The following is a 25,474-nucleotide window of genomic DNA, read 5'->3' as shown; positions in this document are numbered from 1 at the left end:
TTAAATTAATTATTATGAAAGTACCAAAATTTTTATTAGCCGACAATTCAGATTTTCCTGAAGATTTATTTGTTGTTCATACAGAATATCCAAGATTTATCCTGAATGTAGAAGAGGAAGAAGTTGAATGGTTGGATGATTTGGAAGGTGACGATGAAGAAACGATGGCAGATGAAGCTACCAAAGTTGTAGAAGCAGCCTTCAAATGGTGCGATGAAGAACTCGCAAAATACGATGAGGAAGAAGACGAAGAATAAATTAAGAAATAAAAAAAGGAACTCGATTTGAGTTCCTTTTTTTATTGTTTGTTGCAATTATTTACTGTTTGATAAATTTCAGCAAAAGAAGATTTCCTTTATAAAGTTCCAGCGTATTGCCGTTTACCACGTATTTGGTTGCTTCGTTCAGCATACTGAAATAGTTACTTTCAACCTCCATATTTGGGCAGGCCATTTTGGTAGCTCCCACATTTTTCACCGCAAAATTTCCGGCAGTAGGATCCAGGGTCAGATCACCGAAATAACTGTTGCAACCCCCATTTCCGGTAATTCTACCGGCCTCTACATTAAGCGTCGGTGTTTTACCTTTCACCTCATCAGCCAATGTCCATTTCGTATTCGCAATATTTACCTGTGATGTTCCTACTTTAGAGGTCGACATTGTAGAACAGGAAACCATTGCAGCGGCCGCAAAAACGGCTAAAAAAGCATTCTTCATCTTCTTTTATTTTCTCAAATTTAAGTAATAATATTTATTTAACCTCAAAGATGGGCAATTATTGTTTCCTGGATAAAGAAAAAGCATCTCGGATGAGAGATGCTTTTAGCTATAATTTCACATTTTCATTTAAGATCTTAATTCTGCTGAAAATTCTTTCTGGAAAGTCTTGATGAGCGAATTCATCACCTCTGTAATATCTTTCTCTTCTAAAGTTTTTTCCTCATTTAAAAGCTCGAAACTCATCGCGTAAGATTTTTTATTCTCAGGAAGATTCTTCCCTTCGTAAACATCAAAAAGATTGATGTTCTTTAAATATTTCGAAGGATTTTTCTTCGCTGCTTTGTACAAATCTGCATACGATACATTTTTATCGATGAGCAAAGCCAAATCTCTTCTGATTTTGTTGAATTTAGGAATGTCGACAAATTTCAAATTGCCTTTTGAACGAAGTTCCTGACAAACTTCCAACTCAATTTCCGCATAAAAACAATCCTGACTGATGTCCGCATCCTTCAGCAATTCAGGCGAAACTTTTCCTAATCTGGCAACAGTTCTACTTTTCGAAACCAATTCCAGCGCATCAGAAAAGCGGGAGTCTTCCAAAGGTTTTTCCTCAATATTCAGATTCAGTTTGTCCAAAAGTATTTTGACATAAGATTTCAGATAATAGAAATCGGTTGCAGATTTTGGCTGCAGCCAGTTTTCAGCAGTATTTCTTCCCGAAACCAATATTGCCAGCTGTTTTCTTTCTTCGTATTTCGATTTTTTATGATAAATTTTCCCAAGTTCAAAAAACTTGATATCCTGATTCTTTCTTTTAATATTATAATCAGCATTTTCCAAAAGTCCTTCTAACAGTGACTTTCTCATAAATGCTAAATCGCCGCTCAGCGGATTCAGAAGTTTTACTGCATCGGTTTCATCTTTTACCGATGTAAGCGAATTGTTCATTACTTCATTAAAACCGTTGCTCTGCAATGTTCTGGCCCAGGAATTTTCGAGCGCATCCTGATCATCAAAACTAAGTTTCACAGGGGTAAACGAAATTTTTTGCGGAGAATCGATTTTGTTGTAACCGTAAATCCTCAAAATCTCTTCAATAACATCAATTTCTCTTGTAACATCCGCCCTGTAAGCGGGAACGGAGATTTCCAGACCGTTTTGAATTTCATTCAGAACTTCAATTTCAAGAGATTTCAAAATTTCTTTAATTTTTTCTCTGTGCATTTTGGTCCCGAGAATTTGATCAACTTTCGAAAATCGTAGAATAACATAATTGCTTTCAATTTTTTCAGGATAATGCTCTAAAAGTTCACCACTTAATTTTCCACCTGCAATTTCTTCAATCATCTTAATGGCGTACGAAATTGCTGTTTGGGTGCTGTTGGGATCTACACCGCGCTCGAAACGGAAAGATGCATCGGTATTCAAACCATGAAATTTTGCGCCCTTTCTAATCGCAACCGTATTAAAATACGCACTTTCTAAAAAGATGGTCGACGTCTCTTCAGAAACCCCTGAATTCTGCCCTCCGAAAACCCCGGCTATACACATCGGATTGTTGTCGCCGTCCTTAATCATGATTTCCGAACCGTTCAAAGTTCTTTCGATACCGTCTAAAGTAGTAAACTTTGTCCCGGCTTCGTTCACACCAACCTTCACCTTTTTACCGGCAATTTTACCGGCATCAAATGCATGAAGCGGCTGACCGAAACCATGCAGAACATAATTTGTAATATCAACGATATTGTTTATCGGACTTAATCCAATGGCCTTCAGTCGGTGTTTCAACCATTCAGGGGACTCAGCAACTTTTACGTTTTCAATAACCGCCCCAATATATCTCGGACATAAAGCTGAATCTTCAACTTCCAGCTGATAATCTGTAGTTCCTTCACTATCAAGAGGTTTTGATGAAACTTTTTCAAATTCAGCTTTCATCTGATTTGAAGTCAGAAATGCATTCAGATCTCTGGCAACGCCATAATGCGACATTGCATCCGTTCTGTTTGGCGTTAAACCAATTTCAAAAACTTCGTCATTCGCAAGATCGAAATATTCTGCAAAGTTTTTTCCAACTTCATATTTGGTTTCATCCAAAATCATAATTCCGCCGTGATCATCGCTTAAACCAAGTTCGTCTTCAGCGCAAATCATTCCCTGCGAAACTTCTCCCCGGATTTTTGCTTCTTTAATTTCAAAAGAATTTCCGTCTTTTCCGTAAATGAGAGTTCCTACAACAGCTACCGGAACCGTTTGTCCAGCTGCCACATTAGGTGCACCACAAACGATGTTTAGGGTCATTCCGTTTCCTACATCTACTGTAGTTTTCTTCAGTTTATCTGCATTTGGGTGCTGTTCGCAAGTGAGGACCTTACCAACTACGATTTCTGTCAGGCTTCCCTTTACAGCTTCATATTTATCAATTCCTTCTACTTCCAGACCGATATCGGTAAGATATTCTCCGATTTTCTCGGTTTTCAGGTCTGTTTTTATAAAATCTCTGAGCCAGTTATTCGAAATTTTCATGCGGTAATAATTTGAAATTCAGGGTTGGAATTTTGTCCCCGATAAGTTTGCAAATATCGTGATTTTGCAGGTTAAAAAAAAATTGAGATCTGAAAAATTTCAAATCTCAATTGATATTGTTTCTGTTGTAAGCTTACATTCCGATTACCGGCATCGAAAGCATCAGAATATTTTCGTCAGCTTCCAGACCATCAACAGGTTCGATGATTCCCGGCCTGTTGGGTTGCGACATTTTCATCGTAATATCATCAGAACCTAAAACCGAAAGCATTTCGGTAAGGAATTTAGAACTGAACCCGATGTTGATATCTTCGCCGTTATAATCACACGGAATCTGCATATCTGCTTTGTTTGCATACTCGGTATCTTCTGCATGAAGATGAAGAATATTGCCGGAAAGCTTGAATCTTACCTGATTAGTCGACTTATTCGACATGATGGAAGCTCTTCTGATAGAACTTAGGAGAAGATTTCTGTTAATCGTGAGGACGTTTGGATTTTCTTTTGGAATTACAGCTGTATAATTCGGGTATTTACCGTCGATCAGTCTACAGATCCAGGTATTGTTTCCGAAAGTAAATTTCGCCATGTTTTCATTGAATTCAATGGTAACATCATCGGTAGAATTCGCGAGGATATTCTTGAAAATTGCCAAAGGTTTTTTCGGCATGATGAATTCTATTGGCTCAGCGTTGATTAAATCTGTTCTTTTATAAACCACCAAACGGTGAGAATCTGTGGAAACGAAGTTGGTTTCGTCTTCTTTAAACTGAAACAGAACGCCCGTCATTACAGGTCTTAAAGAATCGTTACTTGTTGCAAAAAGGGTGTTGGTTAGGGCTTCAGACAAAACTCCTGCAGAAATTTTCACGCTTTGCGAAGCGTCGAATTCCGGTAATTCCGGGTAATCTTCGGCATTATCAAGGGCAACAGCGAAGTTGTCTTTTTCATCTAAAATTTCGAGCAAAGAACCGTTTCCGTCTTCTGAATCTTTCACAGATAAGGTTAAAGGCTGTTCGCCATAAGTTTTCACAAATTCCTGAAAGATTTTGGCAGGAACTGCAAATTTTCCGGTATCGTCAGATTTTACTTCCAATGAAGTTACCAAAGTGGTTTCGCCATCTGAAGCGGTTATTTTAAGATTGTTTTCTTGGATTTCAAACAGGTAATTTTCAAGAATCGGTCTTGATTGGGAACTTGAAATCACCCCACTTACGGTGTTCAATGCTTTCTGTAATTCCCCACTTGCAACAATAAATTTCATTTGGATATATTTATTTTAAAAAAGGACAAATGGAACGCAAGCGTTACATATAAAAAATTATTTTGACAAATATATGAATTTGAAGCAAAAAAAGGAAACAATCTTTGCAATTAAGAATTAAATGCTTTAAAAGTTATCAACATTAATCAGCTCCCGGAAAATGGTAGTTTTTATCGTCGGAATCATCGATTGTAATGTTCAGCGCGAGGTAGAGAAAATGGATGTTTTTGTTTCCTGACTGCGCAAATTCCCGCTGCCAGAGATAACCCGTTGCAATGCCAAAATTTTCGTCGATCTGGTAACCGAAACCTCCGAAAACCCGGTTTCGGGCAAATAGTGGTTTTTCCGTTGTCACAAAGAAAACTTCGTCATAAGCATTGGCAAATATGGTTCCGGGCTTCACTGATTCGGCGTTTAGCGGAACCGAAATATTGAGTCTATACCTGAGCCTGATTCTGTCGGAATGCACATCTTTTACCGGTTCATAAAACCAACTTTTTTCAGCTCTGAAACGGTTTTCAAATTTCACTTTCCCGGCTTTCAAATCGATCACATCCTGTAACCACACCCGAAATTCTTCTTTATCCATGATGTGATTTTTGTAGGTTCCGTAGCGTCCGATTCCGATAAAAGGTTTATGATTCTTAGTTAGATTATAGCCTATTCCGCCCTTAATTTCATAATAATCGGGGTATGCGTAGTCTTCAATACCGCGAAGCTGACCTTCTGCATAAAGGAAAAATTTCGGGTGAAATTTATAGGTAACCGTTACCGCATTAAAACTTGAAATATGTTCCTGCTGCGCTTTAACCGTTAGAGATAAAAGTAAAATGAGGATGAAATAAAGCCTGTTTTTCATTTTGCAAAATTAAGGTTTTTTGACGATTTAGAAAACTTAATGTAAAGAATAACAATCCTTTCTATAAACAGCCTGCTATTCTTAAATACCTAATTTGTAAGTAAAACCGATATGAAACCAACGTTTCGGCATCGGAATTCCGAACGTTTCGGTATAATCCGTATTGGTAATATTGTTGATGAGAATGTATAAATTCAAATTCCTGAAATCATAACTGAGTTTTTCATCCAGTGTTTGGTAACTTCCTGTGGTAACCCGCTCATTATAGCGGTAGATAATCTGATTGGTAAAGTTCCTGAAGAACCTGTTTTCCATTTTCGCTACAAATTGATGTTTAAGATTTTCCATCACATATCTTGACATCAGATTTTCGGGCTGGCTGCTTTTACTTTCCAAAAAAGTATAACCTACAGAATATGATTTCACAATAGAATCAAAATGCTGGCTCACTTCAATCTCAACACCTTTGGTGAGAATTTTCCCGATATTTTCTGCTGTCCAAATATCACTTGCATTTTGCTTCACCCAGTCTATCGAATTATCCGAATCCCTCCTAAAAGCGCTTATCTTTCCTACAAAATTATTCTTCTGATAACGGTAACCCAATTCCGCAGCAAGTGCATGTTCTGGTTTCAGATTGGGATTTCCTGTTTCAGTTTTGCTCACATAATAAAGATCGGTAAATGTTGGAATCCTGTTTACTTTAGCAATATTTCCATAGAATTTATGATTCTCTGTAAGATCAAATCCCACATCTACGCCCGGGTAAAAAAAGTTTCCTTCCGCGGCATAATTAGCCCATGAAATTCCAGGCGAAATATTAAGTTTATTCTGGAGGAAAGAAAAATGGTGCTCCATGAAAAATTGGGTAATGAAACGCTCGCGACGTCCTAAATTGTTACTCGCAAGAAATTCTTTTCTCAACTCTACACCCAAACCTGTAGTTCCAAGACCGGAATGATAAGTTCCGTTCGTCTCGAACCCAATATTATTTCCAATGTGCATATTTCTGTAAATCTCAGGCTTATTTCGGATATATTCGTACATATCCTGCCCTCTTCTCCAGTAAATACTTGAATTTAATTTAAAACTGCTGAAGTTTTGATTAAGCCCTACACTAACAATCGATGCCTGAGTTTCTTCATACTGGTCGGTTGCACTTGGCGAAGCATAAAAACCATTGGCCCCGAATTTCTTTTCCTGAATACCGGCCTGAAATTTCAGTTTTCCGTTTTGAAGCGCCGTTTCGTTCTGATAATAAATATTACTGATTTTATAATCGGTATTGTAACGGTAACCTTCTGATGCGGAAGTATTCAATTGAATAAAATTAGAAGCTTCCTTACTCCCAAAGTTTGCCCCTAAACCTAAAGAATAACTTCCAAAATCACCACCGCTTCCGGATATCACTACGCTTTCCTCTTCGGATGGTTTAGTAATAATGTTGATAACACCGGCGTAAGCATTTTGCCCAAAACTTCTTGCTGATGGACCTTTAATAACCTCAATTCTTTCAACTGAAGCCAGATCGAAAGGCAGACTCATCGAATTATGTCCGGTTTGCGAATCACTCATGCGGATACCGTTAACCAGAATCAATACCTGCTCAAAACTGCTTCCACGCAGAGAAATATCTGCCTGAACGCCATTGCTGCCTCTACGTCGGATATCGAAGCCTGTATACTGCGCCAGAACTTCCTCAACACTTTTTGCCGGTGCATTCTCGATCTGTGCGCGGCTGATCACTGTTAAGTTTTCATTGACCTTTTTTACAGGAAGATTCAGGAATTTACCCTGAATAGTTACTGCCTCAATTTTACGTTCCTTAGACTGGGCAGAAAGCTGCAGAATATTACCAGCCATCAAAATACTTAAAACTATTTTTTTCAATTTTATTAAATTATTCAATATTTATAATGAAAACAATAATGCCTGTAAAACAAGAATCATAGTATTAATGATTGTTTTCAGCAAAACAAGCGGCAAATATAAATCACAACTCTTCAATAAAAAACGCCAATTTTCATGACAAATATTAGCTTTGCAAAAGATGAACAAAAGAAATTTTAATTCATTTCATGCGAAATGTAAGTTGAATCTTTATAAAATTTCAGTCCTCTAAAACAAGAATTGCATGTTACCTATTTCGCTTAAAAATCCGTAATTTTGTACGCTTTAATTTTAGTCATGACCACAACTACAGATATTGATATAAAAAAACAGATTTTCGTAAAAAACGCACATCTGAATAACCTGAAACACATTGATGTTCTGCTGCCTAAGAACAAACTCATTGTAATTACAGGAGTCTCCGGAAGCGGAAAATCTTCGCTTGCTTTCGACACGATCTATGCAGAAGGTCAGCGGCGCTATGTGGAAAGTTTAAGTTCATATGCAAGGCAGTTTTTAGGCAAACTGGAGAAACCAAAAGTCGATGACATCAAAGGTCTTGCTCCATCCATCGCAATTCAGCAGAAAGTTATTTCATCCAATCCGCGTTCTACCGTTGGAACTTCGACGGAAGTTTACGATTATCTAAAACTTTTTTTTGCCAGAGTTGGCCGTACGTTTTCCCCCGTTTCTGGTGATGAAGTAAAAAAAGATTCGGTAACCGATGTAATTGATTTCATTAAAAAATCTGAAAATCAGACTTTCCTTTTAAGAAGTCCGCTCACATTTGAAATTGCTCAGTTTTCGGAACTTATCAAAACACTGAAAGTTTCAGGTTTTACTCGACTGGAAATCAATGGAAATGTCGCAGGAATAGAAGACCTGGAAAGTTTCGGATTTACGCCGGAAAAAGACATGGAAATCTTCCTGGTGATTGACCGCTTCAGTTATGAAGAGGACGAAAGTTTCCTGCAAAGACTCGCAGACTCAATACAGATGGCGTTTTATGAAGGCCACGGTTACTGCTCGCTTAAAAATATTGAGACCGGAAAGGTTACTGAATTTTCAAATAAATTTGAACTCGACGGTATCGAATTCATGGAGCCGAATGTACACTTTTTCAGCTTTAATAATCCTTACGGCGCCTGCCCGGAATGCGAAGGTTACGGAAAAGTAATCGGCATCGATGAGGATTTAGTGATTCCGAATAAAAATCTTTCCCTTTTTGAAGACGCTGTAGCAAGCTGGAAGGGCGAAAGCATGAGCGAGTGGAAAAAAGATTTCATTAAAAAATCCAAAGATTTTCCGGTTCATAAACCCTATTATCAGCTTACCAAGGAGCAGAAAAATTATTTATGGAAAGGCGACGGCAGCCGAAGTTTCCCTTCCATTAACAGTTTCTTCAAAATGCTGGAAGAAAATCTCTACAAAATTCAGTACCGCGTAATGCTTTCCAGATTCCGCGGAAAAACGCTTTGTCCAACCTGCGAAGGTTTGCGTTTGCGTGAAGAGACAAAATGGGTAAAAATCGACGGACACAACATCCAATCGATGATCGATTTGCCATTGGACGAACTTTTACCATTGATAAAAGTTTTAAATCTCAATAACCACGACGCAGAAATTGCCAAAAGACTTTTATATGAAATTACAACGAGACTTGAATTTCTTGAAAAAGTCGGATTGGGTTATTTAACGCTCAACAGAACTTCCAACACGCTTTCCGGTGGGGAAAGCCAAAGAATTAATCTGGCGACCAGCTTGGGAAGTTCGCTTGTCGGTTCTATTTATATTCTTGATGAACCGTCGATTGGTCTGCACTCCCGCGACACTGAAAACCTTATTGAAGTTCTGAAAAACCTTCGCGATCTGGGAAATACCGTAATTGTTGTGGAACACGATGAAGACGTGATGAGAGCTGCAGATTACATTATCGACATCGGCCCGGAAGCAGGATATCTTGGCGGCGAACTGGTTTTTGCGGGGGATTTTAAAGAACTCGAAGACTCCGACTCACTAACGGCTAAATATCTTACCGGAAAACTGGAAATTAAAGTTCCGGAAAAACGCAGAAACGCTAAAGAATTCATCCAGATCAAAGGTGCCAGACAAAACAATCTGAAAAACATTGATATTGATATTCCGCTGGAAAATCTCGTGGTGATTTCGGGAGTATCAGGCTCCGGGAAATCTACTTTAATGAAAGAAATCCTTACTAACGAAATTCAAATCCAGCTTGGGATGGGAGGCAAAAAAGGAGATTACGATTCGGTGGACTTTCCAAAAAAACTCATTAAAAATATCGAACTGATTGATCAAAACCCGATCGGTAAATCTTCACGTTCAAATCCGGTTACTTATCTGAAAGCTTACGACGATATCCGTGATCTTTTTTCAAAGCAAAAATTAGCGAAAGTTCAGGGGCTGAAACCCAAACATTTCTCCTTCAATGTTGACGGCGGAAGATGTGATGATTGTAAAGGAGAAGGCGTAATTACTGTTTCCATGCAGTTTATGGCCGATATTGATTTGGAATGTGAAACCTGTAAAGGATCCCGTTTTAAAAATGAAATCCTGGACATTAAGTTCGATGAAAAAAACATCTCCGACATTCTGCACATGACGGTAGACGAAGCGCTGGAGTTTTTCACCGAAAACAATGAAGCGAAAATCGTAACCAAACTAAAACCGTTGCAGGAAGTTGGTTTGGGATATCTGCAGCTTGGGCAAAGTTCTTCTACCCTTTCCGGCGGCGAGGCGCAGCGTGTAAAACTTGCATCGTTCCTGGTGAAAGGCGTTACAACCGAAAAAACACTGTTTATTTTCGATGAACCTTCTACCGGACTTCATTTTCATGATATCAACAAACTGCTTACTTCACTTCAGGCGCTCATTGAACTGGGACATTCGGTTATCGTTATTGAACATCAACCGGATATTATTAAATCTGCAGACTTTATTATTGACATTGGTCCGGAAGCTGGAAAATACGGCGGCGAAGTTGTTTTTGCGGGAACGCCTGAAGAATTGGTGAAAAATAAAAAGTCACATACCGGTAAATTTTTGCTGGAAAAGCTTTAAACTAGATGGTTATCCACAAAAAAATGTGGATAAGCTGTGAATTTTAACATTAAGTTTATATTGCGTGTCATAATAATTGCTACATTTACTCTGAAATAAGATTGAAATGAGAGCACTTATCTTTTTCAACACTCACAGAAATACCATTAAATTGATATAAAAATTTAAGAGAAGCACCGTCGGCTTCTCTTTTTTGTTGTTGTCTAATTAAAAAAAAATGAGATTTATCTATTGAATCCGTTCCTAAAGAGCGGATTCTCTTATTTCCGTAAAGTGACTCCACCAAGAATCGAACTTGGATCTAAAGTTTAGGAAACTTCTATTCTATCCGTTGAACTATGGAGCCGGAAACCAAATTTACAAAAACAAAAATCCGCTGCAAAAGCAACGGATTATTTTTTGAGATAAAATTTTAACGGTCATTTTTACCGTCAACCACAATACGGTCTTTTCGGTTTGCCAGTTCCCAGGCAGTGGCGAAAACCAGCTGGGTGCGCTTCTGCAATGCTTCGTAATCTATTTTATCTGCATCATCAGTAGGTTTGTGATAATCTTCGTGAATTCCGTCAAAGAAAAACGCTACCGGAATATTGTGCTTCGCAAAATTATAATGATCTGATCTGTAATAAAGCCTTTGCGGATCATTCGGCTGGTCGTATTTGTAGTTAAGAAGCATTTTGGCCGTTTTGTTATTGGCTGCTTCATTTATCGCCTTTAATTCTGTACTCAACATTGCCGACCCGATGACATACACATAATCCTTTCCGCAATTTTCAGGATCACATCTCCCGATCATATCGATATTAAGATTCGAAACTGTATTCGCTAAAGGAAAAACCGGATTTTGCGAGTAGTAATCAGAACCCAGCAACCCGTGTTCTTCTCCTGTTACATGTAAAAACAGCATAGATCTCTTCGGGCCATGTCCTGATTTTTTCGCATTCTGGAAAGCTTCTGCAATCTCCATCACTGCTACTGTACCGCTTCCGTCGTCATCTGCACCGTTATAAACCACTCCATTCTGCGTTCCAACATGATCGTAGTGAGCAGAAATCACAATAACCTCATTGGGTTTTTCGCTTCCTTCTATAAATGCCAGAATATTTTCTGAGTCAGGAAGACTTTTGCCTCTGCTTTTGGCATTCATAAATTCTGCAGGAACATTTTGATAGTAAGAACTCATCGGCGTTGGATGTGATACGCCCATTTCGCGATACTGTCTGATGATGTACTCGCCGGCTTTTTTCTGTCCTGCGCTGCCTGTATTACGTCCCTCCATTTCGTCGGAAGCAATTACATAAAGGTTTTTCTTCAGATCGTCCTGGGTAATAGACTGTAATGAATTTTTAAAAGCCCTGCCATCGTAGGAATAGTTAACAGTCGCACAACTGGTTAATAAAACCACTGAAAATAGCGGAATAAGAATGTTTTTCATAAATAATTTTGTAAAGTTTAAAAATAGCATTTTTTTTCAGATCCGATTATAAAACAATTATTATAAATTTGAGTATGATTAAAAGAAAACATTCGGGCAGCGACCTTACGATTTTCTCAGAAATGTCGGCTCTGGCACAGCAACACGACGCGGTTAACCTATCCCAGGGTTTTCCCGATTATGAGATTGATGTGCGCCTGAAAAGACTTCTGGGGGAAGGAACGGAAAAAAATTTCAATCAGTATGCTCCGATGGCAGGTTTACCAATGCTTATTGAACAGTTAACCGAATTTAACCGAAACAGAAGGAATCCAATTGACGTAGCGAAAGAACACATTACGGTTTCGCCAGGCGCCAGTTATGCGATTTACACGGCTCTTGCAGCGATTGTAAACTTTGGTGATGAAGTTATAGTTTTGGAGCCCTGCTACGATTCTTATGTCCCGGCAATAGAAGTTAACGGCGGAATTCCAGTTTACGTAAATCTTAAAGATAATTTCGATGTCGATTTTGAAGCACTGAAACAGGTTATCAGTCTCAAAACACGCGCAATCATCATTAATTCTCCGCACAACCCTTCCGGGAAAATCTGGAAAAAAGAAGACTGGGATGAGTTATCAAAAATTATCGTAAACACCGATATTATTCTAATTTCCGACGAAGTTTATGACCTTCTTACGTATGACCAGCATGAATTTTACAGCGCATTTCATCACCCTGTTTTAAAGGAAAAATGTTTCAGTATTTTTTCCTTCGGTAAGATGTTTCATATCACGGGTTGGAAGATTGGATATGTGTTAGCTTCAGAAGAACTTTCTAAGGCGTACCGGCGGGTTCACCAGTATTTAAGTTTCAGTGTTAATTCGCCGGCTCAATATGCAATTGCGAAATATTTAGAAATCTTTGATGTAGAAGAAAACCGAAGGTTTATGCAGCAAAAAAGAGATTTTTTTATTGATTGTTTTAAAGATCTGCCATTTTCAATCACTGAAAAAGCTGAAGCCGGATATTTCCAGATTATGAACTATGAAAAGATATCATCAAAAACCGAAAAAGAATTTGCAGTTTGGCTGACGACGCATTCGAAGGTGGCGACAATTCCTGTATCCGCATTTTATCACGAACCTACAAATTACGGACGAGTGCGGTTCTGCTTTGCAAAAAAAGAGGAAACAATTCTGAAAGCAGCAGAAATTCTCAAAAGAACTTTAAGTTAAAGATAGTAGTTTCGCGCTTCCTTATTCCAAAATATTCATATATTCGTATCTCTAAACAAATAAAAACCAGAACAATATGAAGAAAATTTTTTCGGTATTGGCGATAAGTGCTTTCACTTTGGGATTTGCCCAGGAAACTCCCAAAAAATCCTGCTGCGCAGGCAAAGATTCCAAAGAATGTAAGATGGATGCTAAAAAGACAGTCCAAAACTGCGATATGAAGAATCACAAAGACTGTAAAGGTGACCATTCTGCAGAGAAAAAAGCTACAAAGAAAGCAGCATAAATTAAAAACCACCAATTACGGTGGCTTTTTTTTAATTAACCAAGTGATTGTCTACCGCAAATTTCACCAGCATGGATGAATTCCGTACATCGAGTTTAGACATAATTTTCCGGCGGTGCGACTCTACGGTGTGGATGCTTATAAAAAGTTTATCGGCAATATCTTTAGTGCGTAATCCTTCGCAAATCAACTCTAGTACTTCTTTCTCTCTCCCGGTAAGTTCTTCTATTACTCCGAATTTTTTTTCATTAGGATCCTCAAGATTACAAATGAAGTTATAAAGCGAATTCTTAGTTTCGTCGCTTATAAAAACATTGCCGGCGATTACTTCATTTAATGCCGTGATAAATAGTGCGGCATCGGTATCTCTGCTCAGGACAGACTTTACGCCCTTATCGAAGAATTTCTTGATGACTTTCACATCAGGATTCGGTGTCAGAATGATGATTTTCAGTTCAGGATTTACAGTCATTAACTGTTCAACTAAAGTGAAAGCGTCGTTGGTACTTAATCCTAAAATATTCAGCACCGCAATTTCTGATTTTTCACTTACTAAATTCTCTAACTCATCTGGATTTACTGTATATTGATAATTGTATTTTTTGTCGAATCCTTTTTTATCCAACAGACAACACAACGCTTGTAAATACAGAAAATGATTGTCAAAAAGAATAATTTCAGTTTTCATATGATTTGTGTTTAGGATTACGAATATACATGTTTTCATTGAGAAACAATACCGTGAAATCACCCAAAGTAATTCACTATCAACACCTTAACATCAAGTCAATTTCTAGGAAACACCCTCAAACACATAAAAAAACAGCACCTAAGATGCTGTTTCAATATCAAAAAATTCTACAATATTTTTCTATGGGCTATTAAAATTAGTTCAGGAAAACCTCATATTTCTGCATATCGTGAATAATCTCGAGCAGGTCACCGTTTATTTCCACATGTGCCTTCATCGACATCAATTCAATTGTCGACTGATCTTCGGGGTTCTTTACAAAAAAGTTCAGTTTTTGCTCGCCCTGATTTTCGATAAAATTCGCTTTGAAGAAGTCAATATCTTCCCTTCGCAAATCCTGCAGATTAACAACGACGGTCATTTTCTTTGCAAATTTCTCAAAAGCATCTTTCAGATCGATGACCTCAGCGACATTTACGAAGACTCTTCCGTCTTTACCCTGAGAAAATTTAATTTTAAAGATCACAAAACGCTGCACATCAATTTTATCTCTCAATCTCATATAATCGCGGTCACCAAGGCGGAAACCGTAACTCCCGCTGTAATCTTCCAGAGTAATGAATGCTATTTTCTCGCCGCTGTTTTTACCATCGCGCACGCTGTATTCGGTCACCAACCCTGCGACCATATATTCAGGAGAATTATTTTTCTGCGCCTGTTTTTCCTTCCAGCTCAATTTTTCATCACTGAACAGATCTGGCTGCTGATTGGCAAAAACAGAATCTTTAAAGGCTTCAACCTCATCAAGATTCAGGAAATTAAAACTTCCCTTAGGTTCTGCTTTTTTCGAAGGCTCTTCAATCAAAGTTTCTTCTTCGCCGCTTAAAATATCGGCGGGAATATCGATTAACTCATCATCAACGTCAGCTACATCTGCAAGTTCAACCGGTAGAATTATTTTTTCAAGTTCAGCAACATCGTCTTTTTTACCTTCCAGAATTTCTTTTTTTCCTAAAGCACCCTGAATGAACTGATACTGAAATTTGTACTCGTCCAGCGGATGCGCAGAGAGATAAAATCCGATAATTTCCTTTTCCTTGTTGAGTTTATGCATGCTTTGCCACTCCGGAGCCGGATTTATTTTTGGCTGTTCTATTTTTACTTCATCAGCAAAATCGGCAAAAAGTGAATTTTCGATCTCGTTGATATTGTCCTGAAAACTCTGCCCGTAACGCAGAAGTCTTTCAATATTTGTTTTTCCGGAGATATCAATATCGAAATATTGAGCACGGTGATAACGGTCGACCTCATCGAAAGCTCCTGCCACCACTAAACTTTCCGCTACTCTTTTGTTCATCTGTGACGACGGAATCTTTTCGAAGAAATCATAAATATTTTTGAATCTTCCGGCCTTTCTTGTGTTCACGATGGCTTCACTCGGTCCTTCCCCAATTCCTTTAATCGCGCCAAGGCCAAAACGGATCTGTCCTTTTTCGTTCACCGAAAATTCGTACTGTGATTCGTTTACAGAAGGTCCCAAAACATCTACCCCAATACTTTTGCAGTCCTCCATAAACATGGTTATCTGCTTTGTATTGTTCAGGTTATTGGTCATTACACTCGCCATATATTCTGCCGGGTAATTGGCTTTCAGATAAGCGGTTTGATAAGCAATCAGCGCATAACAGGTGGAGTGGGATTTGTTGAAGGCATATTCGGCAAAAGCTTCCCAGTCTTTCCAGATTTTATTGAGTTTATCGATCGCGAGATTGTTTTTCTCCCCTTCTTCGATAAATTTCGGATACATTTTATCGAGCGTGGCGCGGTCCTTTTTACCCATCGCTTTTCTCAGCGTATCGGCTTCTCCTTTGGTAAAGTTGGCCAGTTTTTGGGAAAGAAGCATTACCTGCTCCTGATATACCGTAATTCCATACGTTTCTGCGAGGAATTCTTCGGTTTCCTTCAGATCGTAAACTGTTTCTTCGAGTTTATTCTTCCTGTTGATGAAATTCGGGATGTATTTTATTGGACCCGGTCTGTACAGCGCGTTCATGGCGATTAAATCTGCAAACTGTGTCGGTTTAAGTTCGCGCATGTATTTCTGCATCCCGGGACTTTCATACTGGAAAATTCCAATCGTTCTTCCTTCCTGAAACAGCTGATAAGTCTTAAGGTCATCAAGCGGAATTTCATCAGGATTAATATCAACCTGGTGTCTTTCTTTGATAAGTTTGATAGCGTGCTTAATGATGGTTAAAGTCCGCAAACCAAGGAAATCCATTTTAAGCAAACCGGCACTTTCGGCTACAGAGTTATCGAACTGCGAAACCAGAATATCGGGATCTTTTGCCGCAATGGTAATGGGGACAAGGTTCGAAATATCTTCCGGAGTAATAATTACCCCACAGGCATGAATTCCTGTATTTCTGATACAACCTTCCATTCGCTGTGCAGCGGAAAGCACTCCAAATCTTGAATCCTGCTTATTCTCCAGGATATCTTTCATTTCCTGTGCAAGTACTTTGTCTTCAGGACTTAATTTATCAAATTTAGAAAAAGCTTTCGCGATATTCATCCCTGGACTTGGAGGGATCAGTTTGGCGATGTTGTTGGTTTCCGGAATTGAAAGATCCAGAACCCTTCCTGCATCTTTAATGGCTGATTTCCCGCCCAGAACCGAGTAGGTGATAATCTGCGCAACATTCGTCTTGCCGTATTTTTCAACCACCCATTTGATGATTTTATCGCGTCCTTCGTCATCGAAATCGATATCGATATCCGGCATTGAAATTCTTTCAGGATTAAGAAAACGCTCAAATAGCAAATCATATTTAATAGGATCTACATTGGTGATTCCTGTACAATACGCTACCGCAGAACCGGCTGCAGAACCCCGGCCGGGACCAACCCATACGCCCATTTTACGGGCTTCGTTGCAGAAATCCTGTACAATAAGAAAGTACCCCGGATACCCCGTATTGGCAATAACTTCAAGTTCAAAATCCAGCCTTTCTATGATCTCCTCAGTTACTTCACCATATCTTTTTGCAGCACCTTCGTAGGTTAAATGTCTAAGATAAGCGTTTTCACCACGTTTTCCGCCATCTATCTTATCTTCGTCGCTTAAGAATTCTTCGGGAATATCAAACTCTGGAAGCAGTACATCACGTTTTAAGGTATAAGGTTCGAACTTGGCCAAAAATTCAGTGTAAGCCTCAAACGCATCAGGAAACTGGATAAAAGTCTGTTTCAGTTCATCAGCATTTTTGATATAAAATTCTGTGGACGGCAAACCTCTTCTTTTACCAAAACCTTTCCCCACAGGTGAAGACAGTTTTTCACCATCTTTGATACAGTATAAAATATCCTGAATATTGGCATCGGCTTTTTCGGTGTAGAAGGTTTCATTCTGAGCCAGAATTTTCACATCGTATTTTTCTGCAAATTCAAGCAGTACTTCATTTAAATGTTCTTCCTCTTCCACCTGATGGTTCTGGATCTGCACATAGAAATCTTCTGCAAAAGTATCTTTCCACCATTTGAAAAGTTCCTCTCCCTTCTGCTCACCAAATTCCAGAACAGTATTGGGAATATCGCCCAAAGTTCCGGCAGTAAGCGCAATCAGATCATCTTTAAACTCAGCAATCATCTTTCGTGAGATCCGCGGGACACCAAAATAAAACCCATTTACATAACCCAAACTCGAAAGTTTTGCCAGATTTTTATATCCGTTAAAATTTTTCGCAAGTAAAACCACATTGGTCCTGCGGTCGGGATCATCTTTGGTAAACTGCTTCTGCTCGGGCCTGTCGGAAATATAAAATTCGCATCCGATTACCGGTATGAGCGGTTCCTTTCTTGGCTCAGGGTCACTAAACTGCTGTCCTTCTTCCTCTGCTTTTACTTTTTTCTCTTCGAATTCTTTGTATGTTTTTTTGATGTTTGCATTGGCTTTTTCCACTTCGGAAACAAACTTGAAAGCGCCCATCATATTCCCCAAATCTACCAGTCCTACAGCAGAAAAATTATTGGCCAACGCTTTTTTGACAAGGTCTGAAATATGTGTTGACGCCTGCAGTGAGGAGTAAATGCTGTGATTATGAAAATTAAAATAATCACCAATTTCGATTTCATCAGTATCCCCAAAATCAATTTTTTTCTTATTTTTCGAGTCGGCAACCTGCCTGCGGATGATGATTCCAAATGGCGGAAACGGATTTGGATGAGTTGAGATAAAATCCTGAAGTTGCGCCTCTGATATTTTGAGATTTTCGGCAGGAATAATACCGATACGCATCATTTCAAAAAATACTTGAGCAGTCGCATTTACGTCGGCAGCGGCATTATGAGCTTCATCAAATTTTTCACCGTAAAGTTTTTCGTAAAGTTCCTCGAGTTTGGGAGACTTGTATCTGCCGTTTCTTCCGCCACCCAATTTACAGAAATCTGTTCCCAGTTCCATAGTATCCGCGGAGGGGATTTTCTGCAATATATTTTCAGTATTCTTCCTGTGAAATTCTGCACCAGCAATTTTGTAATCGAAATCGATATTATGCCCGGCAACGACTTCAGCTTTCTGCAACACCTGATTAAATTCGGCCAGCACATCCGCCAAATCCCGGCCTTCTTCCTTTGCCATTTTGGTGGAAATCCCGTGAATTCTTGTCGCGTTAAAAGGGATATCGTAACCTTCGGGTTTAATAATGTAATCCTGATTTTCAATCAAATTACCATCACGGTCATGCAGTTGCCAGGCAATCTGAACCATCCTGGGCCAATTGTCGGAATCGGTAAGCGGTGCGTTGAAATTTTTAGGTAAACCCGTAGTCTCGGTATCGAAAATCAAATACATTTTTACTGAAGAATTTCGGTAAAATTAGGGTAAAATATCTTTACAAAAAAACCGGAAGAATTGAAAAAATTGATATCATTTATTACGGGCATACGCTCAAAAAAAAAGCGGCAGATAAATCTGCCGCCTTCACTAAATTATTAAAAAACTTACTTTTTAATTGATTTCACTGTTTTCACAGAACCGTCAGTATACTGTAAATTCACGAAGTACATTCCTGATTTCAGCTGTCCAAGATTAAGTTCAGTAGCAGGTGCTAATGTTTTCACAGTTCTTCCTGATACATCTACAATATTGATAGATTTTACGCCTTTGATATCTGAGATTTTCAATACATCTTTGAATGGATTAGGATATACAGATACATTTGACTTATTTACATCACCTACCGCAAGGAACTGCTGATAATTAATGGTATAATCTTCTGCCTGACCGTTACCCATCTGAGCACATCCGGAAACCAAGGCTGTATGAATTGCTGTTCCTGAGAAATTATATTTAACTCTCATTCTTTTCTGTCCGTAAGCTGTTCCTGCAGGGATCGCAATATTACCAGTTAAGGAAGTTGGGTTATCTGGTACGTTAGCTTTTCTGATCATCGTTGCAGTGGTATTGAAGTAAGACTCTCCTGCATCATCAAAATCACCATCGCTGTTCCAGTCGATAAATACCGACATTGCCCAACCATTAACAGGATTTCCGTTAGTTGTTCCCAATACCGTTAGAGGAAGTGAAGTTACATTATCTTTTACCTCAAAAACTGTAGTTGTGAAATCTTCATATGCTGCAAATGAGCCAATTGTAGTAGCTGCTGCATCTGAAGTCTTGGTCGTTCCAGCAAAATTAACGGACTTGATCGGTGCAACAGCAGTTGGAGCACTTGACGTTAGAGGACCGCAATAGGTAATTACATTATTTGTAGTGAAAGTAACCCCAGTGCAGCCAGTAGCTTCACCAACTGTATTCGCAGGTGTTACTGTTGCGTAGTAAGTTGTATTAGGAGCAAGAGCTACGTTCTGGGATGTTCCAGCAACAACACCTCCAAAAGTATCATTTCCGCCTGGCGTGGTTCCCACAGTAAGAACATAATTTACTGCAGTTGCAACTGCTGGCCATGTAAACGTATTGGTTCCGGAAGGCAGTACACCGCCGTTCACCGGATTTGTGAAAGCTGTACATGCGGGAACTGTAGTAACAGACTGCTGTGCAATAGATATATTATCTATGAATACATTGCCCGAGGTTCCACCGCTTGGTACAAACCAAGCACCGAATGCATAAGATTGTCCTGGCTGCATTTTACCTGCCGGAATTGTACCGGTTTTCTGCGCACAAGTAGTAATCGCCGCAGTTCCAAGCACTGTACCGGTGCTAACATATTCAATATTCCAGGCGCCTGAACTTGGCACAAAGGTAAAAACAGCAGCATACAAAGTCCCTGTAACTCCTGCAGCTTTTTTGTAACTGAAAGTAACAACCGCTTCCTGACCGTTATTCACACTGCCAAATTCCTCTTCCAGAACATCATTCATAACCATCCATCCGGTTTGTGAAACTGTTCCACCGATGGCCAATTGCCCACCAAGTGTTCCTGAACACGCAGCAGCAGTTTCAAATGTTCCACCACCAAACTGGCCATACTGTCCTACATTGGTCGCATCTTCAAAATCCCCTGTGTAGTTTAACTGTGCTTGAGCACCGATTCCCATTGCAAGGAAACAAGAAAGTAATAATTTTTTCATATATCTATTTTATTTAAAATTGTCCTCCAAATATAAAACAAATAATTCAAATTCATAATAATTCACCACTTTCCTGCATTTGTTAGCAGATTGTAATCATTTACAAATATACACTGCGTCTTTTTAACCCAATTCGAACAGGACGTTATTTTATCATATTTTAGACCCTGACAATGATTCGGCACTTTCCTATTCTCCCTAAAATTATTTATATTTGTTCAATATAATTAATTTTGCGAGAAAGCTTCTAAAATCGGGGTTTTGCTTACTCCTTTTAATTCTGTAGTACAACATGGGTACAACATTTTAGAAACTTCCAGAAAACTTGAATATTCCTGCATTGCTTGCTTTTGCTAATATAGTTAATTGTTGAAAGTAATGCAAATAACTGCAATAGTAATTGTTAGAAGTTTTTGCCCATCCCTTTTCTATTAGAAGCTCATTCAGGCATTTGCCGGAAGGCATAATGACATAGGCTAGCTGGCGCAGCCAGAAGTCGAGTTCGTTTTTCTTTTCGGTCAGGAGTGTGATGCGGGTTCCAGGTGGGCACACCTGGAGCACGTAATCTAAACTCTGCAGTCCGAGTTCCAGCAGTAACGCTGCAGGCAGGTGGCTTTTCGCTTCATCCTCACGCATTTTTCGGCTCATGTGGACTTCCGGTGCATCAAGGCCGTAAAGTCGGATTTCTTTGCTTTCCTGACCGAATTCTTCTTTTACGATAAGGGTATCTCCATCCAGAACTCTTTCGACGATCCAGTGGGTTTCGGTAATGATGCCCGGAATCTGAAAATACTTTGCTGACGGATTTATAGTTTTGCTGACGTTCATGGTAGTGTATTTTGGGTTAATTTCATTGTAATGCGTTGATTTACTGTGTTTTAACTATTGCTTTTGTAAAGACAATTCAAGAAATTTATAACTGTCTAGACAACAGTGTTTTTCTTCAAATTATCAATTACAAAATTTAATATCATGGCAAGACAAAAAGGTCTCATGAAATACGTCGGAACCATAGGCGACGTTAGACATTTCAAAATCAAAGGGCAAAAAGGATTTTTTGCCGGCATGGTGGGCGGACCCACCGCAGAACAGGTTAAAACCGCTCCGGAGTTTGAGCGTACCCGCGAAAACATGAACGAGTTCGGTGGGTGTGCCATCGCCGGGAAAGCGGTGCGAACCGCTCTTTCCCAGCTGATGGGTAAATTTACCGATACTCAGGTAACGGGAAGATTAACTTCGATCATGAAGAAAATCAACCTGGAGGACGGAACGGAAGCCAGAGGTTACCGAAAAGTTGAGATTTCCACTCAGAGAAATTATCTGAATGGGTTTGAGTTCAACAAGAACCAATCGATCAACGGTGTTTTCAATGCTCCATATCAGGTGAATCATGATCCTGCAAGAAATACTGCAGATTTTATTGTAGAAGAGTTCATACCAATCGAATTGATCGCTGCTCCTGCAGGTGCTTCGCACTTCCGTTTGCTCCATGCTTTGGCAGTTATCGCAGACTTTTCTTATAACCCGATAACCGGAACTTATGAACCGGACGACGCGGTGAATAATGAGCTGAGTGTAGTTGCCAGATCACCTTTTATCCCGCTTAATGAAAGTTATTCCGGTGATACCATTACGGCAGATTTGCCAGGTTTACCAACGCTGGACAATACCGTTTCTGTACTTCAGTGTATCGGAATCGAATTCTTCCAGGAAGTAAACGGAGTTTATTACCCATTTGCTACCGGTAACTGTCTCAAAATCGAGGAAGTGTTTTAGGATGTGATCATGAAAGGGCTTCCAGAAAATGGAAGCCTTTTTTTTATCACTCATTTCATAAATCCAAATACAGAACTTTATGAAAACAAAAATAGTAAGAGTAGCCCAGGGCAAAGAAAGCACCCTTTCTCATCTGTACATAGATGGGATTTTTCAATGCTTTCTCCTGGAAGATAAAATCCGCCAGGTTAAGATTAAAAGCAGGACCGCGATCCCGGAGGGAAAATTTCAGCTTAAAACCAACACCACAGGTGGAATGAACAGAACGTATTCCCAGAAGTACGGACAAATGCATCAGGGCATGATTGAAATTGATGATCTGCCGACTTTCGACCTGGTGTATATCCATACAGGAAACACGATCGAACACACAGCCGGTTGTCCGCTCGTAGGATTGAGCTACATCAAAAAAGACGGAGACTATCAGGTTCTGCAGAGCCGCGATGCATACCGGCAGGTTTATCCTAAACTTTTGGCGGCAGCCAAAAGCAAGGATAATCAGATTGAGATCCAGAACAATTTTCAATTTTAAAACAGAATCATCATGGGAAGTGAATTAACGTTGAGTGTGATGTTCGGTTTTATCAGCAGTGTTCTGCTGGGTATCGTTGCTTACTTCATCAAGCAGCTGCACACCGATTTCAAGAGTATGGAAAGAGATATGTCAGAGGTTAAGACCATGGCTCTGATCATCAAAACAGAATTCAGAACTTCTTATGATATCCTCACCAAGAAAGTTGAATACCTGGAACAAAGGATGAATAAATTAGAAATTAACCAAACAAAAAATCAAGATCATGAAAAATAGAAACATGAATTTAGCAAGCAGAATGAGTTCACCCACTCCGAAGTGGTTTCGGATTGCCCGCAATATCGGACTGGGTTTGTCGGCTGTAGGCGGTGCCCTTGTGGCGGCGCCGGTTGCCTTACCTGCAGCAGTAATTTCCATTGGAGGTTACTTGCTTTTAGGCGGAACCATTCTCGGTGCGGTAAGTCAGACGGCTGTCAGCTCTGAAGAGTATGGCGAAAAATCCGCTAAAAATCGCGGAAAATCGGGTGAAGATCCAGCTGATGAAGCTGAAAAATAGCACTTAAGTCCCATTGTTAGAATTTTAATAGTTAGATGGCCTGTTGTAATGACAGGCTTTTTTTGTGTCTAAATTTTTGCCTGCGTCCGTTTGCGGGGTTTTATTAAAAGGGGTGAAATAAGTATGACTTAAGTACGGGATATGGGTGAGAAAAGTGGCACTCAAAACAAAAAATTCCCCGGAGGGAATTTTTAGATTTCAGATTGAGTAATAATATTTCTGAATGAGTGCAGCGCGGAGCTGGCTGATGAGTTGGGTCTGCTGATTTTGCTTCTGTTCCAGGTCGTGGATGGATTTGATTTTGTGGATCATTTCCGGGTTTCGGATGGCTTTTTCGATGCCAGGCTGAATGAAGTTCTGCAGCAGCTTCTTCAGATCGAAGAGTCTGAGCATTTCGATGACGCTGCCGCAGAGATAAGGATGAAAGAATCCGTTTTTCCAGAGTGCGTAAAAGGTCCAGTAAACGGTTTCGAGTTCTTCCTGGTTGCCACAGTAGATGATGAAGCAGTTCGGGCAAGGTTCACGCAAAGGTTTTCCGGCATTGTGGCCACGATTCAGAATAAAAACAGCCGTTTCCGGGGCTGGGCGGTGGACTGAGTACGTCCGTACTTTGTTGGTAAGCATAACTTTTGTTTTAAAAAATTTGCTCTTCTGAATACTATTCAAAAGAAAAAAAGAAAAAAAAGAAAGTGCTCTACCCCTCGGGAGGAAAAATGCTATGCAATATTTTTTTGCAAAAAAGATTGCCGTATCATTTTTCACGGCCATCTTTTTTGCAAAAAACCCGCAAGGGCTTGATATTGTCACGGCATTTTTCCGAAACCATAACTTTACTTTCTTTTTTTTTATTTTTTCTTATCCGGGTCTCCCGGATGGTGAAACAAGAGATTTGCTTATTATAAAATTCAGGGATTTCGAAGCGGGATTTTTCTAGCTCCCCTCAGCTGCTGGAAAAACAGCGGTATGCCGATGCGAGGGCACGCAGCAGCGGCATACTGCTGTGCGCGGTACCGATAGTGAATAAACTGCCACTACATTTTTCTGCTGAAACAAAGCAGTTTATTGACTAGCGGGACATGGCAAATTTTAAGAACGGCTTTTCATTCAAGGCGGCGGACAGCGAGGGAAAAGACAGCTGTATGACGGCTTACCGGAACCAAAATAAAATAAGCAATTCCCGGTGAGCCGGCATACTGCTGTGCGCGGTTGCGGAAGCGTATAGCGGGCTGCAACGGAACGGCCGGTCACGTCCGTGAAGTGTATGCCGGCTATTGGCTGGAGGAACATGGGAAAGCTTAGGCAACTCCCTTTCGATAAACAAATACTGAAGGGGCTGGAAAGACAGCGGTATGGAGGGCAATGGAAAATATGCGTGATGCTGCTGGAAGTGGGCAAAGGGTAAGGGATGGCCTACGCATATTTTTGTTACCCGGAATACTGCTGTGCGCGGTACCGAAGTGCATAGCCTGCCACTACACTTTCCGCTGAAAAAAAGCAGGCTATGGACTGCAGGCACATGGACCTTTCAAGACTAGACTGTCGATTTGGGCACTGGAACGGTGAGAGGGTCTTCTAAATTATGACTGTCCTGGCGGCTGGAAGGCGTTGGCTTGTGTGGGCTTCGCCCACACAACAGGAAAGCATTTAGCATAATTTTCAATTATAGGTGATAATGGTGCTGGTTTGCACGTAACGCAGCGCAGCGGAGTGGAGGGCAACGGTTTGCGATGGCAAATTGACTATAATTGCAATTATGTTATTTGCTGTGGCAGAGCTGTGGTACTTAAAGATTCTTTATTGTGACAGTACCGTCGGAAATCGAAATTTGAAATGGTACATGTTTTTGAGCAGCTCTCACAAGGTCCACCGCAAGCTGTTTCAAATGGAGGTGATGTTCGAGTCCCTCATTTTCTGCACAATCTTTGGATACACGATTTATAAACGGCTTCGTAAAAACCTGGAAACTTTCATGAACTATAATTTTCGAAAGTTTGTATTTCTCACTTAGCAATAAAATAAGTTCAGTGTTATGATCTGGTATTGT

The 25,474-nt window shown here is 39.7% G+C and carries 19 protein-coding genes and 1 tRNA gene; 8 read left to right on the top strand and 12 right to left on the bottom strand.

From position 1 onward, the window contains the following. The first annotated feature begins 14 nt into the window (after positions 1-14). Positions 15-257: a hypothetical protein gene (locus tag KTV93_RS11545; protein ID WP_088468896.1), complete on the top strand. Its 243-nt coding sequence runs from the start codon at positions 15-17 to the stop codon at positions 255-257. Between the two features lie 61 nt (positions 258-318). Here KTV93_RS11545 and KTV93_RS11540 read toward each other — a convergent pair whose 3' ends face one another. The 5 genes from KTV93_RS11540 to KTV93_RS11520 form a co-directional block, all read right to left on the bottom strand. Next, entirely contained in the window at positions 319-717 is a 399-nt protein-coding gene (locus KTV93_RS11540; RefSeq protein ID WP_218249116.1) for an META domain-containing protein, read from the bottom strand. A gap of 129 nt (positions 718-846) precedes the next feature. Further along, positions 847-3,249: a phenylalanine--tRNA ligase subunit beta gene (pheT, locus tag KTV93_RS11535; protein WP_218249115.1), complete on the bottom strand. Its 2,403-nt coding sequence runs from the start codon at positions 3,247-3,249 to the stop codon at positions 847-849. Positions 3,250-3,382: 133 nt separating this feature from the next. Then, positions 3,383-4,513: a DNA polymerase III subunit beta gene (dnaN, locus tag KTV93_RS11530; protein ID WP_218249114.1), complete on the bottom strand. Its 1,131-nt coding sequence runs from the start codon at positions 4,511-4,513 to the stop codon at positions 3,383-3,385. Positions 4,514-4,655: 142 nt separating this feature from the next. Further along, positions 4,656-5,372, bottom strand: a complete 717-nt coding sequence (locus KTV93_RS11525; RefSeq protein WP_218249113.1) for a DUF2490 domain-containing protein — start codon at positions 5,370-5,372, stop codon at positions 4,656-4,658. 81 nt (positions 5,373-5,453) lie between these two features. After that, positions 5,454-7,262, bottom strand: coding sequence for a TonB-dependent receptor (locus tag KTV93_RS11520; protein ID WP_218249112.1), 1,809 nt, complete (start codon positions 7,260-7,262; stop codon positions 5,454-5,456). A 297-nt stretch (positions 7,263-7,559) separates the two neighbouring features. Between KTV93_RS11520 and uvrA the strand changes: the two genes are divergently transcribed. Then, on the top strand, positions 7,560-10,343 hold the full coding sequence (gene uvrA, locus KTV93_RS11515) for an excinuclease ABC subunit UvrA (RefSeq protein ID WP_218249111.1): 2,784 nt from the start codon (positions 7,560-7,562) through the stop codon (positions 10,341-10,343). Between the two features lie 274 nt (positions 10,344-10,617). On the opposite strand, the gene KTV93_RS11510 is transcribed toward uvrA, so the two are convergent. Together KTV93_RS11510 and KTV93_RS11505 are read right to left on the bottom strand one after the other, a co-directional pair. Next, positions 10,618-10,689, bottom strand: a tRNA-Arg gene (locus KTV93_RS11510). 66 nt (positions 10,690-10,755) lie between these two features. Further along, positions 10,756-11,778: a M28 family metallopeptidase gene (locus KTV93_RS11505; protein ID WP_218249110.1), complete on the bottom strand. Its 1,023-nt coding sequence runs from the start codon at positions 11,776-11,778 to the stop codon at positions 10,756-10,758. Between the two features lie 74 nt (positions 11,779-11,852). Between KTV93_RS11505 and KTV93_RS11500 the strand changes: the two genes are divergently transcribed. Together KTV93_RS11500 and KTV93_RS11495 are read left to right on the top strand one after the other, a co-directional pair. After that, entirely contained in the window at positions 11,853-12,995 is a 1,143-nt protein-coding gene (locus tag KTV93_RS11500; protein ID WP_218249109.1) for a methionine aminotransferase, read from the top strand. A 76-nt stretch (positions 12,996-13,071) separates the two neighbouring features. After that, a complete protein-coding gene (locus tag KTV93_RS11495) occupies positions 13,072-13,281 on the top strand; it encodes a hypothetical protein (RefSeq protein WP_218249108.1) in 210 nt (69 codons plus the stop codon). A 31-nt stretch (positions 13,282-13,312) separates the two neighbouring features. On the opposite strand, the gene KTV93_RS11490 is transcribed toward KTV93_RS11495, so the two are convergent. The 4 genes from KTV93_RS11490 to KTV93_RS11475 all read right to left on the bottom strand — a co-directional run bounded on the left by KTV93_RS11490 (position 13,313) and on the right by KTV93_RS11475 (position 21,394). Continuing rightward, positions 13,313-13,969, bottom strand: a complete 657-nt coding sequence (locus KTV93_RS11490) for a response regulator transcription factor (protein ID WP_218249107.1) — start codon at positions 13,967-13,969, stop codon at positions 13,313-13,315. A gap of 199 nt (positions 13,970-14,168) precedes the next feature. Then, a complete protein-coding gene (dnaE, locus tag KTV93_RS11485; RefSeq protein WP_218249106.1) occupies positions 14,169-18,824 on the bottom strand; it encodes a DNA polymerase III subunit alpha in 4,656 nt (1,551 codons plus the stop codon). 149 nt (positions 18,825-18,973) lie between these two features. Next, positions 18,974-20,566: a GEVED domain-containing protein gene (locus tag KTV93_RS11480; RefSeq protein ID WP_218249105.1), complete on the bottom strand. Its 1,593-nt coding sequence runs from the start codon at positions 20,564-20,566 to the stop codon at positions 18,974-18,976. A 306-nt stretch (positions 20,567-20,872) separates the two neighbouring features. Continuing rightward, positions 20,873-21,394 (bottom strand): thermonuclease family protein, encoded by a 522-nt coding sequence (locus tag KTV93_RS11475; protein WP_218249104.1) that lies wholly within the window; start codon positions 21,392-21,394, stop codon positions 20,873-20,875. A gap of 144 nt (positions 21,395-21,538) precedes the next feature. On the opposite strand from KTV93_RS11475, the gene KTV93_RS11470 reads away from it, so the two are divergent. From KTV93_RS11470 to KTV93_RS11455, 4 genes are all read left to right on the top strand, one after another. Next, entirely contained in the window at positions 21,539-22,342 is an 804-nt protein-coding gene (locus KTV93_RS11470; RefSeq protein WP_088467712.1) for a hypothetical protein, read from the top strand. A gap of 79 nt (positions 22,343-22,421) precedes the next feature. Beyond that, positions 22,422-22,874, top strand: coding sequence for a DUF5675 family protein (locus KTV93_RS11465; protein WP_218249103.1), 453 nt, complete (start codon positions 22,422-22,424; stop codon positions 22,872-22,874). Positions 22,875-22,886: 12 nt separating this feature from the next. Further along, entirely contained in the window at positions 22,887-23,150 is a 264-nt protein-coding gene (locus tag KTV93_RS11460; protein WP_218249102.1) for a hypothetical protein, read from the top strand. Then, on the top strand, positions 23,140-23,430 hold the full coding sequence (locus KTV93_RS11455; protein ID WP_317206433.1) for a hypothetical protein: 291 nt from the start codon (positions 23,140-23,142) through the stop codon (positions 23,428-23,430). The genes KTV93_RS11460 and KTV93_RS11455 overlap by 11 nt, the downstream gene beginning before the upstream one ends. Positions 23,431-23,628: 198 nt before the next feature. Here KTV93_RS11455 and KTV93_RS11450 read toward each other — a convergent pair whose 3' ends face one another. Continuing rightward, on the bottom strand, positions 23,629-24,054 hold the full coding sequence (locus KTV93_RS11450) for a DUF6943 family protein (RefSeq protein ID WP_218249101.1): 426 nt from the start codon (positions 24,052-24,054) through the stop codon (positions 23,629-23,631). Between the last annotated feature and the right edge of the window lie 1,420 nt (positions 24,055-25,474).

It is taken from the genome of Kaistella faecalis, assembly GCF_019195395.1.
GTDB classification, from domain to species: domain Bacteria; phylum Bacteroidota; class Bacteroidia; order Flavobacteriales; family Weeksellaceae; genus Kaistella; species Kaistella faecalis.
Note: the sequence above shows the minus strand (reverse complement) of the source record. Positions and strands in the feature narration are given on the sequence as shown.